This window comes from Bifidobacterium simiiventris, from assembly GCF_019331715.1.
In the GTDB taxonomy this organism is placed as follows: Bacteria; Actinomycetota; Actinomycetes; order Actinomycetales; family Bifidobacteriaceae; genus Bifidobacterium; species Bifidobacterium simiiventris.
Map to the genome: position 1 here is coordinate 406244 of NZ_JAHBBG010000002.1, position 12491 is coordinate 418734.

Genomic DNA, 12491 nt, shown 5'->3' on the forward strand with positions numbered 1-12491 from the left:
TTCTACCAGAAAATCCTCGACCGCGGCCTGATCAGCGCCGGATAACCGACGCCGAAACTCGACACCAGGGCGGCGATCTTCGACGTTGATGGACGCATCCTGCTCACTCACGAAAACAGCGGCGAATGATCGCTTCCCGGCGGATGGGTCGACGAGAACCAGTCCGTACGATCCAACGCGATCAAGGAAGTCAAGGAGGAGACCGGGCTTGACGTGACCGCCGACCGGCTCGTCACAGTGCAGGATTGCGCTAACCACAACGGTCTGTCATTCCCATATGGGGTGATCAAGTTCTTCGTGCTCTGCACGCGTGTCGGCGGGTGCTTCGAATCGAATATCGAGACGACGGAGATCCGTTACTTCGACGAAGATCGGCTTCCCCGGCTCTCCACGACAAGAAACACCGCGGAGCAGATCGCCATGTGTTTCACCGTCCACCGCGACCCCGACTGGACGGCGCTGTTCGAATAGGCGAGTAGTTGCTCTATTCCACTCCGCGAAGCAGCGTGTGCACGTAGTCGTGCAGTTGCGCGCGGGTGAGCGTGTGGCCGCGCAGGTACGCCCAGTCGAGCACGAGCAGCACGGTGTTCGCGTAATGGTCGGCGATCAGGTCGGCCGGCAGATCGAAACGGTCGCGGTCGACGCAGGTGAGCATGAGCTGCCGGGCGTTGTGTTCGATGAACCGGTGCAGACTGGCGAACAGCGGCCCGTCGGGCGGATTGTGCGCCAGCACCGCGTGCAGCATGGCGGTGTTCGACTCCAGCAGATCGGCCATCGCGTCGAGCGCGACGTCCACGCGGCGTGACGATTCGACCGATGCGAGATCCGCGGAATCCGCCCGCTGGGACAGCGCGATCCAACAGTAGGTGAGCAGGTCGTCACGATCTTCGAAATAGTTGTAGAACGTGGCGCGCGGATAGCCGGCGCGCTCGCACAGTTCGTTGACGCTGATGTCGGCGAACGGCTTGTCGGCGAGCAGTGCGGTCATCGCATCGAAAAACGCGTCGAGCGTGCGCTGCGTGCCTCGCGTGAGCTTGGCGTTGAGGTCTTTCTTCATGGTCCGCTCTCCTTCGGCGTCTGTTCGTAGTTCCCGTACTTGCGTCCGTTTCCGCATCATAGCCTATCGTCCATAATTTTACAGTTGTCCAATTTTGTGTTACTGTTTGGACAGTTGTAAAAAACTGGACTAATGAAAAGGTGATGATGATGACGACAGACACCGTGAACACGCCGATAGCTGAACCGCTGACCCTGCCCTGCGGCGTGGCGGTCAAGAACCGGTTCTACAAATCCGCGATGAACGAGGCGCTCGCCGGACGCGACTGCGCGCCGACCGAAGCGCACGTGCGCCTGTACCGCGCATGGGCGCAAGGCGGCGCGGGCGTACTCGTCACCGGCAACGTGATGGTCGACCGCACGCAGCTGGGGGAGCCCGGCAACGTCGCCGTCGAGGACGAACGCGACCTTGCGATGCTGCGCCGCTGGGCCGCCGCCGGCACTGAGAACGGCGCGCACTGCTGGATGCAGATCAACCATCCCGGCCGTCAGTCGCCCATCACCATCAACCGGCATCCACTCGCGCCGAGCGCCGGCAAGGTCGACGGCGAGTACGGCAAGTTCTTCGCCGAACCGACCGAACTGACCCGTGACCAGATCCGCGACATCATCCGCCGGTTCGCCAACACTGCGCGCATCGCAAAGAAGGCCGGCTTCACCGGCGTGGAGATCCACGCGGCCCACGGCTATCTCATCAACCAGTTTTTATCGCCGCTCGACAACCGACGCACCGACGAATACGGCGGCAGCCTCGCCAACCGCGCCCGCTTCCTGTTCGATGTGTTCGACGCGGTGCGCAAGGCCGTCGGTCCTGATTTTCCGATCGCGGTGAAGCTCAACTCGTCCGACGTGCCGATCGCCGTTAAAGTCGGCGGGCACGACGACGCTCCGGGCGGCTTCAACGAGGAGGAATCCATCTGGGTCATGAAACAGCTCGAAGCCCGCGGCGTCGACCTCATCGACATCTCCGGCGGCACGTATTCAAAGCCGGTCATCCAAACCAATGACGGCGCGGCCGAAGACCGCCGTCGCGGCGTCTACTTCACCGACTTCGCACGCCGCGTCAAAGGCGAGCTGAGCGTGCCGGTCGCCCTGACCGGCGGCTTCCGCAACGCCACCGACATGAACCGTGCGCTGGATGAGGGCATCGCGCAGATGATCGGCATCGCGCGCCCGCTCGCACTCGTGCCCGACCTGCCGAACCGCATCATCTGCGACGGCTGGCAAGGCTCCGTCGACCTGCCGCGCGTCACGACCGGCATCAAGCCGCTCGACAAGGCGTTCGGCGGCATCCTCGTCATCAGCTGGTTCGAACTGCAGATGCACCGCATCGCGCGCGGACGCCGCCCTGACCCGCATATCGGCGGCATGCGTGCGCTCCTGTTCGCCGTCAAACAGCACGGTCCTTCCGCTCTCGCCCCGCGCCGCCGCAAAGGCCGGCAGTGATCGCCCTCCCGTGTTCTGGGCTATTGCGGACTCGTCCCCGCAAATTCAGCGTTGGCAAGTATGGTGATGACGTCGAATCGGCGAGATAATGGAAATGCAATGGCGTACGCATGCCGAATTGGAAGGAGTTCGCGATGAATCCGAACCCATACCCGCCGTCATCCCAGCCGTCCCGCCAGCCACAGGCTTCGTTGCCGCCGCAATATCAGCGGCAGGCGCAGTGCCGGCAACCGTCGGCCGAACCCGCGTCCGGTCAGCCGTATGATTATCCGCCCACGATGTCGCCGTATATTCCACCGGTCGATCCGCAGAGGCAGAAGCCGAACGAAGTTTCACGCAGCTTCGCCGTGGCGGGGCTCGTGCTCGCCGTCATGGCCGCGGTGTTCGCCCTGATGCCGTTATGGGACAAAGTGAGCGTGTTCGGAGTGGTCGGTCTCTCGTTGGATGCGATCGCCGCATGCAGTCTGTTCTCCGACCGAAACCGGACACCCGTATGGATCGGCATGGTCGTTGTCGCCGCCGTGCTGTGCATCGCTTCTATCCTCGTGGTCGCGCTCACCTGAATAGTGACCTTGCCGCAATCAGAATAGGGGGAAGGCGGATCCGAGCTGTGATTCGTTTGCCGGCGGGGGCGGATCGGACTGTGTGTTATTCGTGTGTGCGCATGATGTCGTAGGCGTGCTGATTCAGCCGGCCTGACAGCCAGTATGATATCGGCCGGCGGTGGCGACGCCGTGCAGCATGAGATCGGTCATGACGTCGGCCAACTCCTCGTCGGGTGCGTCCATGCCGGCCAGCACCCACTGGTCGACCGTCTCGCAGATCGCGCCCGCCCAAAAGGCCGCGGCATAACGCGGGCCGATCTCATGCCGGTCGGCGCTGTGGTTCATGCTCGCACGCATGCGCTCGCGGATGCGATCGCCCTGGCCGGCCTGCAGAATCAACCGATACTGCAGGGCGATGCGGCGGACGCCGGCGAGTATGGCCAGCCATGCCTCGCGGGTCTGCGCCATCGGATCGTACCGTAAAAGGCTGCGGTTGATCTCCTCGAAGATGGTGGCGAGGAACCCGTCGAGAATCGCCTCCTTCGACGCGTAGTTGCGGTAGTAGGCGTTGCGGGAGACGCCGGCGCGACGTGCGATGTCGGTGACGGTGATCGACTCGAACGGTTTCGTCTTCATCAGCTGGATGAGCGCGCCCTCGATGCAGTCGCGTACGAACGCGTTCGACTCCTCGTTGTTGCGATGCAATGTGGCCAGTCGGCGATCCGCGACTTGATCGGCGGTCGGCCGATGGTCTGCGGGACGATTATTGGTGGTCTGATCGTCGATGATCTGCTGCCTGTCGTCTCCCATGTCACACTTCCTCCCGTTCTGTCATCGCCGTACCCGAGCGGCTTGCGCCGGCCGTCGGTCGCCGATTACCGTCGTTGATGTCACACTTGTACCATCATAACCGGAAGGCATCCGACAACAATGCTCCGCGCATCATCCAACGCAACCGATCCCAAGAAAACCATCCTCATCACCGGCGCATCCAGCGGCATCGGCAAACAGACCGCGCTCGCGCTCGCCGCACAAGGTCACACGATCATCATGCACGGCCGCAACCCGCGCAAAACACAGGAAGTACGCGACTGGATCATCGAGCAAACCGGCAACCGCGACGTGCACGCCCATGTCGCCGACCTGTCGCTGATGAGCGAAGTCGCACGATTCGCCGCCGACATCAACGCGACCTACGACCGGCTCGACGTGCTCGTCAACAACGCCGGCGGACAGTTCGGCTCCACCCGCGAGGTCACCGCCGAAGGCCACGAGAAGACATTCGCCATCAACACGCTCGCGCCGTTCCTGCTGACCAACCTGCTGTTGCCGCTGCTCAAGCGCAGCCCGTCCGCGCGCATCGTCACCGTCGCCAGCGAATCCTACCGTCAGGCCGGCCGGCCGATCCTCGACGACGTCGAACTGGAACGTCACTATTCAATGGCACGGGCCTACGGATTCTCCAAACTGTACGTCTGGTGGCTCATGCGGCAGTTTGATGCGCGACTCAAGGCGGATGGCATGCGCAACGTCACCGTGAACACGGTCGAACCCGGCTCGGCCGCGACCGCGCTGCAACGCGAATCACTCCGCAAGTCGCCGTGGATGCTGCCGCTGATCATCCTATGGCTGCCGTTCATCCGCACCGCCCGGCACGGCGCGCGCACGAGCGTGCTCATGGCCGCGTCGCCGGCCGTCGAAGGCATCAGCGGCGAATTCTGGGGCAACATGCGGCGCAAGCGCATCGACGCCAAGTGGATATCGCCGGACGGAGAACGCCGCATCTGGGACTACTGCGCACAAGTCTGCGCGCCGTACCTGACCGACGTCGCGCAGTGAGCCGGTGGGGCGCCGCATACCACAATTTGGCGCGGGACACCAGTCTGTTGTGCGACGGATCGATCCCGTAAGCTGGGACGAATGAGTGAACATACGAAGACCGAACGCGCCGTGGGCGCGGATATTCCGTCCGCAAATCTTCCGCAAGCCGACCGCGATGCGGAACACATGCAGGGACACTGGGTGCTGGCCCATCTTGGCAAACGCGTGCTCAGGCCGGGCGGCGAACGGCTCACCAAGCGCATGCTCGCGCAGGTGGCGATCGCCGGCCGGCGTGTGGTGGAATTCGCGCCGGGACTGGGTCGCACCACGCGGCTGATCATGGAAGCCGGACCGTCGGCATACACCGGCGTCGACCGGGATGCGCAGGTGGTGAACATCATCAAGCCGCTGGCGGCCTCGGTGGACGGCACCTGCGTGCTGGCCGACGCCTCGCGGACCGGATTGCCCGACGCGTCCGCGGACGTGGTGGTCGGCGAGGCGATGCTCACCATGCAGTCTGAACGCGGCAAACGGGCGATCATCGGTGAGGCGCATCGTCTGCTCGCCCCGGGCGGATTGTACGCGATCCACGAAATGGGTCTCGCACCGGACGATCTCGACGAATCCGTCAAGGACGCGATCCGCAAGGATCTCGCCCGGGCCATCAAGGTCAACGCCCGACCGTTGACCGAGGCCGAATGGCGCGCACTGCTCGAATCCGCCGGATTCGACGTGCTGTGGAGCGGCGGCGAGCCGATGGCGTTGCTGAAGATGCGCCGCAATCTGGCGGACGAGGGGGTGGTCGGAGTGCTGCGCATCGTGCGCAACGTGCTGACCCACCGTGATCTGCGGGCGCGCGTCATGCAGATGCGCCGCGTGTTCGACACGTACGGTGACAAGCTGACCGGCGTCGCGTTCGTGGCGCGCCGACGATAGCGTTCCGCGCGACAGGATACGCTGGAAGGATGCGTGAGGCGACGGGTCGGTCGCCTCACGAAGATTGACCGTATGACCGTGCCGGTGCCAGCTTTTTCGCGGAGCCGGCACCGGCAGGCAGACAACGAGCATGAAGGAGTTCGATGATGAGCGAACAGACGAACAATGAGAACGAAACGCAGCAGTCCCAAGTGATGGAGTTCATCGACGATCTGAAACCGCTAGTCGAAGTGCAGCCCGAAGCGACCGTCTCGCGCACCGTGATGCAGGTGGAGGGCGCCAACGTGGTGCTCTTCTCCTTCGACAAGGGCCAGGAACTGAGCGAGCACACCGCCGCCATGCCGGTGCTCGTGCAATGCCTCGAAGGACATCTCAAGGTCACCGGCGGCGGCAAGACCGTGGATCTCGTGCCGGGCGGCATCCTTCACTTCCCGACCCGGCTGCCGCATGCGGTGTACGCCGCGGAAGCATCCAAGATGATGCTCATCATGATGCGACACTGAATGTCCGTCTGGCGGAATCGTCGTTGCGCCAGACGGGACAATGGTTTTCGCTGGGCGGCAATCCGATCGTGTTTGCCCATTCCGCAACGTTCCGCAACACACTTTCGGGGCGGGACGCGGAACAGACCGACGATCAGCGACCGACATGCGGACGGCATGATGGACGCGAACTGCGTGCGGAACTAGCGTGAACCGCATGGTCATATGGGATTCCGAACAGTATCTGCGATTCAACAAGGAACGCACGCAGCCGTCGCGCGATCTCGCCGCGCAACTGCCGCCGGACGACGGAACGGTCACGCGCGTGCTCGACATCGGCTGTGGGCCGGGCAACAGCACCGCCGTGCTGCGCGAACGCTATCCGCACGCGACGATCCTCGGCGTGGACAATTCGCCCGAAATGATCGCCGCGGCGCGCGACGCCCATCCGGACATCGACTTTGCGCTGTGCGACGTGTCGAAACCGGACGAACTGGCCGCACTGCCGCACGACTTCGACGTGGTGCTCTCCAACGCGTGCATCCAATGGGTGCCCGACCACGCGCATCTCATCCCCGCGATGCTCGGATTGCTGCGCAAGGGCGGCATGCTGGCCGTGCAGACGCCGATGAACTACGAGGAGCCGATCCACCGTATCATCGCGGCTCTCGTGCATTCGCCGGCCTACGCGGAACGGCTGCCGCAGAGCCGTGAGTTCTTCAACCTCACGCCGCCCGAATACTGGGAGCTGCTGCACGCGAACGCCGAAGCCTTCCGCATCTGGAAGATCACGTACATGCACACGCTGCCCTCGCACGAGGCCATCATGGACTGGTATCGCGGCACCGGACTTCGCCCATACCTGCAGGCGCTTGCGGACGACGGCGAGCGCGCGGCATTCGAGAACGCGGTGTTCGGGCGCGTGCGCGACGCGTATCCGACACAGTCGGACGGCAGCGTCATCTTCCCGTTCCCGAGATTCTTCTTCACCGCCGTCCGCGGGCATGCCCCGCAACAAGATACACGATGACCGCCGCCGGCATGGCGATCATCAGCATCGGATAGAACCACGCCGGATCGACCCGCTCATACAGGACGCCGCCGATGATTGGCCCCAACGCCATGCCCAGATCCAGCCCGATGTAGTACGTGCCGTTGCCGCGCCCGCCATGACCGGCCCCGGCCAGACGTACGGCGGCGGACTGACTGACCGAACTCATGATGCCGTAGGACGCCGCCATGAACACGGCGGCGACCAGCATGACCCCGTTGCCGCGCATGACCGTGAGCGCACCGAGCGAGACCATCATGCACGCCGCGCACAACCATAGGAACCATCGGAACGAACGCCGGTCGAACAGGTTGCGCATGGCCACGCGCAACGCCAGCAACGCGACCGCGTACAGCGGGAAGAACAGGCCGACGTCCACCGGCAGCCGCCGTGCCTCCACATAGGTGACGATGTACGACTGCGTGGCGCAGTAGGGGATGGCGAACAGCATGAACACGAACGCCACCGGGATCACGCGCACCGAAATCGTCCGTTCGACAAATCCCCGAAGACCGGTATCGGCCTGCGGCATCGAAGCCCCCGCCGTCGATGCCGTTGCCGCGTTGCGCCGCGCCATGTTGTCGTGCGCGAACGACACCAGCACAAGAGCGACGATCATCGCGGCGGCGACGACAGCGAACGTCACATGATATCCGAACTGCGAACGCAGACGGATGCCGGCGGCGGGGCCGAGCGCCATGGCCAGAGCGTTGACCATGCCGTAGTACCCCATGCCCTTGCCGATGTGATCCAACGGGATCAATGCGGTCAGCCAGGCCGCAAGACATACGGACAGGCCGGAGAAGCCGATGCCGTTGACGATGCGGGCCGCCAGGATCGACGCCGCATCGGGCGAGGCCGCGTAGTCGGCGTTGGCGACGATCAGCAGCATGATCGCGACCATCGCGAACCGGCGCAGCGGGGCGTGGTCGCTGAGTCGCCCCGCCCACGGCCGGCACAGCAGCGAGACGATGTTCATCGTGCCGGCTATCGTGCCCGCCAGCGTTGCGCTCGCACCCAGAGAGTGCGAGTATCCGACGATCAATGTGGTGCCCATCATGGTGCCGGCCATGTAGAAGAATGCCGCGGCCATGATGAGCGCGATGTCGACGGTCATGGATCCGCGTTCGTTCGCACGTTCGGTTATGCGCTGTCTCCTTGCCATTGCCGGCATAACGACTTCCCTTCACGATATCGTCCGTCGCGTCGGACATGATGATCGACGGATGCTTCCGATATCGCATTGTATGGTCGCCGGCTATGCGTCCGGTCTGTATCGTGACGCCTTGTGGTATTCGAGTGCGCTCTTTTGGTTATAACTGATGTTGGGAAGAATGCAACAGGCGCGCGCGGGACGGAGGCGGCATGTACGACAGGCGATTGGACGCCATCATCGCGGCGGAGGAATGCGGCAGTTTCAGCCGAGCGGCGCAACGGCTGCATCTGTCGGCGACCGCGGTGATCAAACAGATCGCCGGGTTCGAACACGAATACGGATTGACGTTGTTCGACCGGACCAACAACGGCGTGACCCCCACGGCGTCCGGACGCGCGTTGATCGAGGACGCGCGCGGCCTGATCCGGCAAAGCGAACGGTCGCTGCAGCATGCGCGGCAACTGGAACGAACGGCGGGGGAGATGGTCCGGCTCGCCGTATCCATGCTGCGTCCGGCGACCCCGCTGCTCGAACTGTGGCCGCGCGCATCGGTCTGGCTCACGAACCAGGGACGTCACGTGAGTCTGGAGCTGGTCTCGCTGGCGGACGGCCCCGACGGATTCATGACTGCGCTCGACCATCTCGGCGAGGACGTGGACATGACGGCCAACGGCTTCTCTCCGGGGCGTCGGGAGCATGACTGCAACGTGCTCAAACTGGGTGAGTATCCGCTGCGCATGGGCGTGCCCCTGTCGAATCAGCTATCGGTCCGCTCCGGCTCGACGCTGCACTTGAATGATCTGGAAGGCCAGCGCATCCATATCCCCGCGCCCGGCGTCAATGATGCGATGGATCGGGCGCGGGCCGTGCTGTCCGCGGTGCCGGGCGTCACGCTGATTGACATGCGGTCGTATACGTTCGACGATTTCAACGCGTGCGCGGCCAGCGGCGATCTGATCCTCGCCCGCACCTTCGGCACCGGCATCCATCCCATGATCCGCCCGATGCCGGTGGACTGGGATCTGACCATCGCCTATGGGCTGTTCTATCCCAAGGAACCGTCCGCCGCCGTCCAGGCGTTCGTGGACGCGATCGGCGCCGTGCTGCAATAGAAACGCGCCCAATGCGTATGAGAACACTGGGCGCACGGAATCATATGTGACGAAAGCGCTGCCGACTATGTTATTCGGCCAGCAGTGCCTCGCGATACCGCCGTCCCGCGTCGGCGAGCGCCGCATCGTCCAGTTCCATCGACTCGAACACGACGAACGGCTTCAGCCACACGGCATGCGTGTATCGGGCCATCATACGGTACGGCGAGAGCACCTCGTCGATCGTCGCGCCGTCATCGACCGGCTGGTATTCGGATTCCGGCCCGCCGGCGGTCGTGGCGACCATGATATGCTTGCCCTTAAGCGCTTCACCGTCCGTGCCGTACGCCCAGCCGTATTCGAGCACCTTGTCCTCCCACTCCTTGAGCAGTGCGGGCGCGGAATACCAGTAGAGCGGGAACTGCAGCACGATGCGATCATGCTGCTCGACGAGCTGCTGTTCGGCGGCCACGTCGATCTTGCCGTTCGGGTAGAGCGCGTATTCGTCACGCATGGTGACGTTGCCATCGGTGTCCTGTTGCGCGGCGGCCATGAGCGCGGCGTTCGCGCGGGAGCGGCTCAGATCGGGGTGAAAGACGAGGACCAGCGTTTTCATGATGTCTCCTTCGACTGCGTTGCGGCGGTGGCGATCATACGGTTTGCGCGTATTGCCACTACTGTACCGCATGGGACGATCGATTCGGGAGACTGACGCTCGGTGGGTCGTCACCACGGCAGCGGCCGGCCGTCGCGGAAGAAGCCGCCGGTCGGACCGTCGTCGGGCAGCATCGCCGCCCACGTCACGCTTTTCGCGCTCACCTCGACCGGACGGCCGAACATGCCCGAACCGAACGTGTCGGTGATGTCCGGGCAGACCGCGTTGACGAGGATACGATCGGCGGCAAGCTCCTTCGCCGTCTTGATCGTCAACCCGTTGAGCGCGAGCTTGGAGATGCCGTATCCGGACGCGGGGATGCCCATCGCGCCGTGCAGGAACCCGTACTGCGGGTCGCCGTATGAGCCGGCGCCGCTGGACACGTTGACGATGCGGCCGTGCTCCGACTTGCGCAACAGCGGAATGAACTTCTGCGTGACGATCCACGTGCCGATCACGTTCGTGTCAAGCACGGCGCGCATCTCGGCGATGTCCTGCTGTTCGACGGATGCGCCGGCGCGCATGGACGCCGCGTTGTTGACCAGTACGTCAAGCCGTCCGAAGCGGCGGTCGACTTCCGCGGCGGCCGCCTCGACGCTTGCCTCGTCGGTGGTGTCGAGACGCACATAGCTGGCGGAGATGCCGGCGTCGATGAGTTCCTGCGTGAGCTGCGCGAGTTCCGGCCGGCGTGCGGCGAGGATGATGTGATAGCCGGCCTCGCCGAGCTGACGGGCGGTCTCGTAGCCGAGGCCGCCCTTGCGGCCCGAACCGGTGATGAGTGCGATCTGCATGATGATGCTCCTTCGGGACTTGCTGTTCGGTATGCGGTGCGATGGGGGATGCGTGGAATGCGCGGCTCAGAACTCGCGGCCGAGTTCGCGCGCCTTGTCGAGATACGAGGTGCCGGCGACCTGACCGGGCGCGAACACGCCGGCGGCCAGCACGGAACCCTTGATCTTCCAGCCGAGGCTTTCGCCGAAGCACATCTCGTAGTAGCCGAGCACGTTCTTGGCGAGCACCTCTTCCGGACTGGCTCCGGCGACCAGCAGCGCCGACTCCTTGCCGGCGAGATCGTCGTGCGCGTTGAACGGCAGGCGGTCCATCATCGCCTTGATCTGCGCGGAGAACTGCATCCAATAGGTCGGCGTGGCGATCACGATGCCATCCGCCGCCTTCATCTGCTCCATCACGGTCGTCATGTCGTCGGCCGGCTGGTCGTAGCCGGTGAACGGCGCGATGTCCATGTCCGCGAGCGTGAGCTTGGTCGCGGTGTTGCCGGCGGACTCGACGCCTTCGATGAACGCGTCGGCGAGCATGTCGGCGTTGCCGCCCTTGGTCGGGCTGCCCTGGATGACGAGAATGTGCTTGGCCATGATCGGTCCTTTCGATCGGTTTGGTTGTCTTGCCGCGGATGCGTGTTCCACGGTGTTCCGATAAGGACAGTATGCATGAGTACATATACTTTTTGTTCTTAGAATAAAAAACTGATTTTTGGAATATGGCAACGATGTTAGGATGGGAAACCATGAACGAGCAAGTCGAATCAAACGAAACGGCCACGCTGCCTGACGTACATGTCGCCGCGGAAGCCGACGTAAGTCTCACCGCGCCGACCTGCGCCATCGGCTACGCGTTCAAGGCGATCGAGGGCAAGTGGAAGCTGCCGGTCATGTACGTGCTGTCCGTGCGCGGCGCCGCCCGGTACAACGAGATCAAACGCGAGCTCGGCATCACCAACATGATGCTCACCAACACGCTGCGCGACCTCGAGGAATACGGGCTCGTCAGCCGCACCCAATACAACGAGGTGCCGCCGCGAGTCGAATACGCGCTCACCGCCAACGGCTACGCCATCATCCCCGCCCTCAAGGAATTCGAGAAATGGGGCCAGCGTCTGCTCGACGCGCGCGGCTCCTCGGCCGACGGTCCGATGGGGTAACAAACCAAAGCGATACCGGATCGGCGTTCGTGGCGCGCCGAAAACAATGTCCGGTCGGGAAGCGGATACGCTTGGAAGATGCGTCCGGCGACGGATCGGTCGTCGTGTGATGCATGATCGTAGCATTGGACGGTGCTTGCCGTCAGACGCACCGTTGCGGCGACCGTGTTTGTTGTTTTGATGGTGGGGTTGGTATGACGAGAGGCTTCTAGGCAGAATGGGTGGTGCCTTAAACCTAACCGTTCTAGCGAAGGAGCCTCCGTGGTCAAGGGTAGCAGTGTTAGTGTGTCGATGAGTCAGCAGCATGCGCGTG

General features: G+C 63.7%; 14 protein-coding genes and 1 pseudogene. 9 read left to right on the forward strand and 6 right to left on the reverse strand.

What is annotated here, in order from left to right:
- Positions 1-45 precede the first annotated feature (45 nt).
- Positions 46-471, forward strand: a pseudogene (locus KIH76_RS11540) (NUDIX domain-containing protein); the annotation flags it as partial.
- 13 nt (positions 472-484) lie between these two features.
- Here the strand turns inward: KIH76_RS11540 and KIH76_RS04170 are convergent.
- Positions 485-1057 (reverse strand): TetR/AcrR family transcriptional regulator, encoded by a 573-nt coding sequence (locus tag KIH76_RS04170; protein ID WP_219069405.1) that lies wholly within the window; start codon positions 1055-1057, stop codon positions 485-487.
- 143 nt (positions 1058-1200) lie between these two features.
- Here KIH76_RS04170 and KIH76_RS04175 point away from each other — a divergent pair, with 143 nt between their 5' ends.
- Together KIH76_RS04175 and KIH76_RS04180 are read left to right on the forward strand one after the other, a co-directional pair.
- Positions 1201-2502, forward strand: coding sequence for an NADH:flavin oxidoreductase/NADH oxidase family protein (locus tag KIH76_RS04175; protein ID WP_219069407.1), 1302 nt, complete (start codon positions 1201-1203; stop codon positions 2500-2502).
- Positions 2503-2636: 134 nt separating this feature from the next.
- On the forward strand, positions 2637-3065 hold the full coding sequence (locus tag KIH76_RS04180) for a hypothetical protein (protein WP_219069409.1): 429 nt from the start codon (positions 2637-2639) through the stop codon (positions 3063-3065).
- A gap of 123 nt (positions 3066-3188) precedes the next feature.
- Here KIH76_RS04180 and KIH76_RS04185 read toward each other — a convergent pair whose 3' ends face one another.
- The gene (locus tag KIH76_RS04185) at positions 3189-3857 is read right to left on the reverse strand and encodes a TetR/AcrR family transcriptional regulator (RefSeq protein ID WP_219069411.1); all 669 of its coding nucleotides are present in this window, start codon (positions 3855-3857) and stop codon (positions 3189-3191) included.
- Between the two features lie 120 nt (positions 3858-3977).
- Between KIH76_RS04185 and KIH76_RS04190 the strand changes: the two genes are divergently transcribed.
- From KIH76_RS04190 to KIH76_RS04205, 4 genes are all read left to right on the forward strand, one after another.
- Positions 3978-4886, forward strand: coding sequence for an SDR family NAD(P)-dependent oxidoreductase (locus tag KIH76_RS04190; RefSeq protein WP_219069413.1), 909 nt, complete (start codon positions 3978-3980; stop codon positions 4884-4886).
- An 81-nt stretch (positions 4887-4967) separates the two neighbouring features.
- Complete coding sequence (locus KIH76_RS04195) at positions 4968-5804, forward strand: class I SAM-dependent methyltransferase (RefSeq protein WP_219069416.1); 837 nt, start codon at positions 4968-4970, stop codon at positions 5802-5804.
- A 194-nt stretch (positions 5805-5998) separates the two neighbouring features.
- Positions 5999-6307 (forward strand): cupin domain-containing protein, encoded by a 309-nt coding sequence (locus KIH76_RS04200; RefSeq protein WP_420829251.1) that lies wholly within the window; start codon positions 5999-6001, stop codon positions 6305-6307.
- Positions 6308-6503: 196 nt separating this feature from the next.
- Complete coding sequence (locus KIH76_RS04205; protein WP_219069456.1) at positions 6504-7316, forward strand: methyltransferase domain-containing protein; 813 nt, start codon at positions 6504-6506, stop codon at positions 7314-7316.
- Here KIH76_RS04205 and KIH76_RS04210 read toward each other — a convergent pair.
- Positions 7273-8454: an MFS transporter gene (locus KIH76_RS04210; protein WP_219069419.1), complete on the reverse strand. Its 1182-nt coding sequence runs from the start codon at positions 8452-8454 to the stop codon at positions 7273-7275. The two genes, KIH76_RS04205 and KIH76_RS04210, sit on opposite strands and share 44 nt — an antisense overlap.
- A gap of 248 nt (positions 8455-8702) precedes the next feature.
- Between KIH76_RS04210 and KIH76_RS04215 the strand changes: the two genes are divergently transcribed.
- Positions 8703-9605 carry a LysR family transcriptional regulator gene (locus KIH76_RS04215; protein WP_219069421.1) on the forward strand — a complete coding sequence of 301 codons (903 nt, stop codon included), beginning with the start codon at positions 8703-8705 and terminating at the stop codon, positions 9603-9605.
- 70 nt (positions 9606-9675) lie between these two features.
- Here KIH76_RS04215 and KIH76_RS04220 read toward each other — a convergent pair whose 3' ends face one another.
- From KIH76_RS04220 to KIH76_RS04230, 3 genes are all read right to left on the reverse strand, one after another.
- On the reverse strand, positions 9676-10200 hold the full coding sequence (locus tag KIH76_RS04220) for an NAD(P)H-dependent oxidoreductase (protein WP_219069423.1): 525 nt from the start codon (positions 10198-10200) through the stop codon (positions 9676-9678).
- A 110-nt stretch (positions 10201-10310) separates the two neighbouring features.
- Entirely contained in the window at positions 10311-11030 is a 720-nt protein-coding gene (locus tag KIH76_RS04225) for an SDR family NAD(P)-dependent oxidoreductase (protein ID WP_219069426.1), read from the reverse strand.
- Between the two features lie 66 nt (positions 11031-11096).
- On the reverse strand, positions 11097-11612 hold the full coding sequence (locus tag KIH76_RS04230; protein WP_219069428.1) for a flavodoxin family protein: 516 nt from the start codon (positions 11610-11612) through the stop codon (positions 11097-11099).
- A gap of 152 nt (positions 11613-11764) precedes the next feature.
- Between KIH76_RS04230 and KIH76_RS04235 the strand changes: the two genes are divergently transcribed.
- Positions 11765-12178, forward strand: coding sequence for a winged helix-turn-helix transcriptional regulator (locus KIH76_RS04235; RefSeq protein ID WP_214374579.1), 414 nt, complete (start codon positions 11765-11767; stop codon positions 12176-12178).
- Positions 12179-12491 lie beyond the last annotated feature (313 nt).

Excerpts from the sequence above, each read along its gene's own strand:
- KIH76_RS04170 (WP_219069405.1), bottom strand. The coding sequence starts at position 1,057 with ATGAAGAAAGACCTCAACGCCAAGCTCACGCGAGGCACGCAGCGCACG.
- KIH76_RS04175 (WP_219069407.1), top strand. The coding sequence starts at position 1,201 with ATGATGATGACGACAGACACCGTGAACACGCCGATAGCTGAACCGCTG.
- KIH76_RS04180 (WP_219069409.1), top strand. The coding sequence starts at position 2,637 with ATGAATCCGAACCCATACCCGCCGTCATCCCAGCCGTCCCGCCAGCCA.
- KIH76_RS04185 (WP_219069411.1), bottom strand. The coding sequence starts at position 3,857 with ATGGGAGACGACAGGCAGCAGATCATCGACGATCAGACCACCAATAAT.
- KIH76_RS04190 (WP_219069413.1), top strand. The coding sequence starts at position 3,978 with ATGCTCCGCGCATCATCCAACGCAACCGATCCCAAGAAAACCATCCTC.
- KIH76_RS04195 (WP_219069416.1), top strand. The coding sequence starts at position 4,968 with ATGAGTGAACATACGAAGACCGAACGCGCCGTGGGCGCGGATATTCCG.
- KIH76_RS04200 (WP_420829251.1), top strand. The coding sequence starts at position 5,999 with ATGGAGTTCATCGACGATCTGAAACCGCTAGTCGAAGTGCAGCCCGAA.
- KIH76_RS04205 (WP_219069456.1), top strand. The coding sequence starts at position 6,504 with ATGGTCATATGGGATTCCGAACAGTATCTGCGATTCAACAAGGAACGC.
- KIH76_RS04210 (WP_219069419.1), bottom strand. The coding sequence starts at position 8,454 with ATGACCGTCGACATCGCGCTCATCATGGCCGCGGCATTCTTCTACATG.
- KIH76_RS04215 (WP_219069421.1), top strand. The coding sequence starts at position 8,703 with ATGTACGACAGGCGATTGGACGCCATCATCGCGGCGGAGGAATGCGGC.
- KIH76_RS04220 (WP_219069423.1), bottom strand. The coding sequence starts at position 10,200 with ATGAAAACGCTGGTCCTCGTCTTTCACCCCGATCTGAGCCGCTCCCGC.
- KIH76_RS04225 (WP_219069426.1), bottom strand. The coding sequence starts at position 11,030 with ATGCAGATCGCACTCATCACCGGTTCGGGCCGCAAGGGCGGCCTCGGC.
- KIH76_RS04230 (WP_219069428.1), bottom strand. The coding sequence starts at position 11,612 with ATGGCCAAGCACATTCTCGTCATCCAGGGCAGCCCGACCAAGGGCGGC.
- KIH76_RS04235 (WP_214374579.1), top strand. The coding sequence starts at position 11,765 with ATGAACGAGCAAGTCGAATCAAACGAAACGGCCACGCTGCCTGACGTA.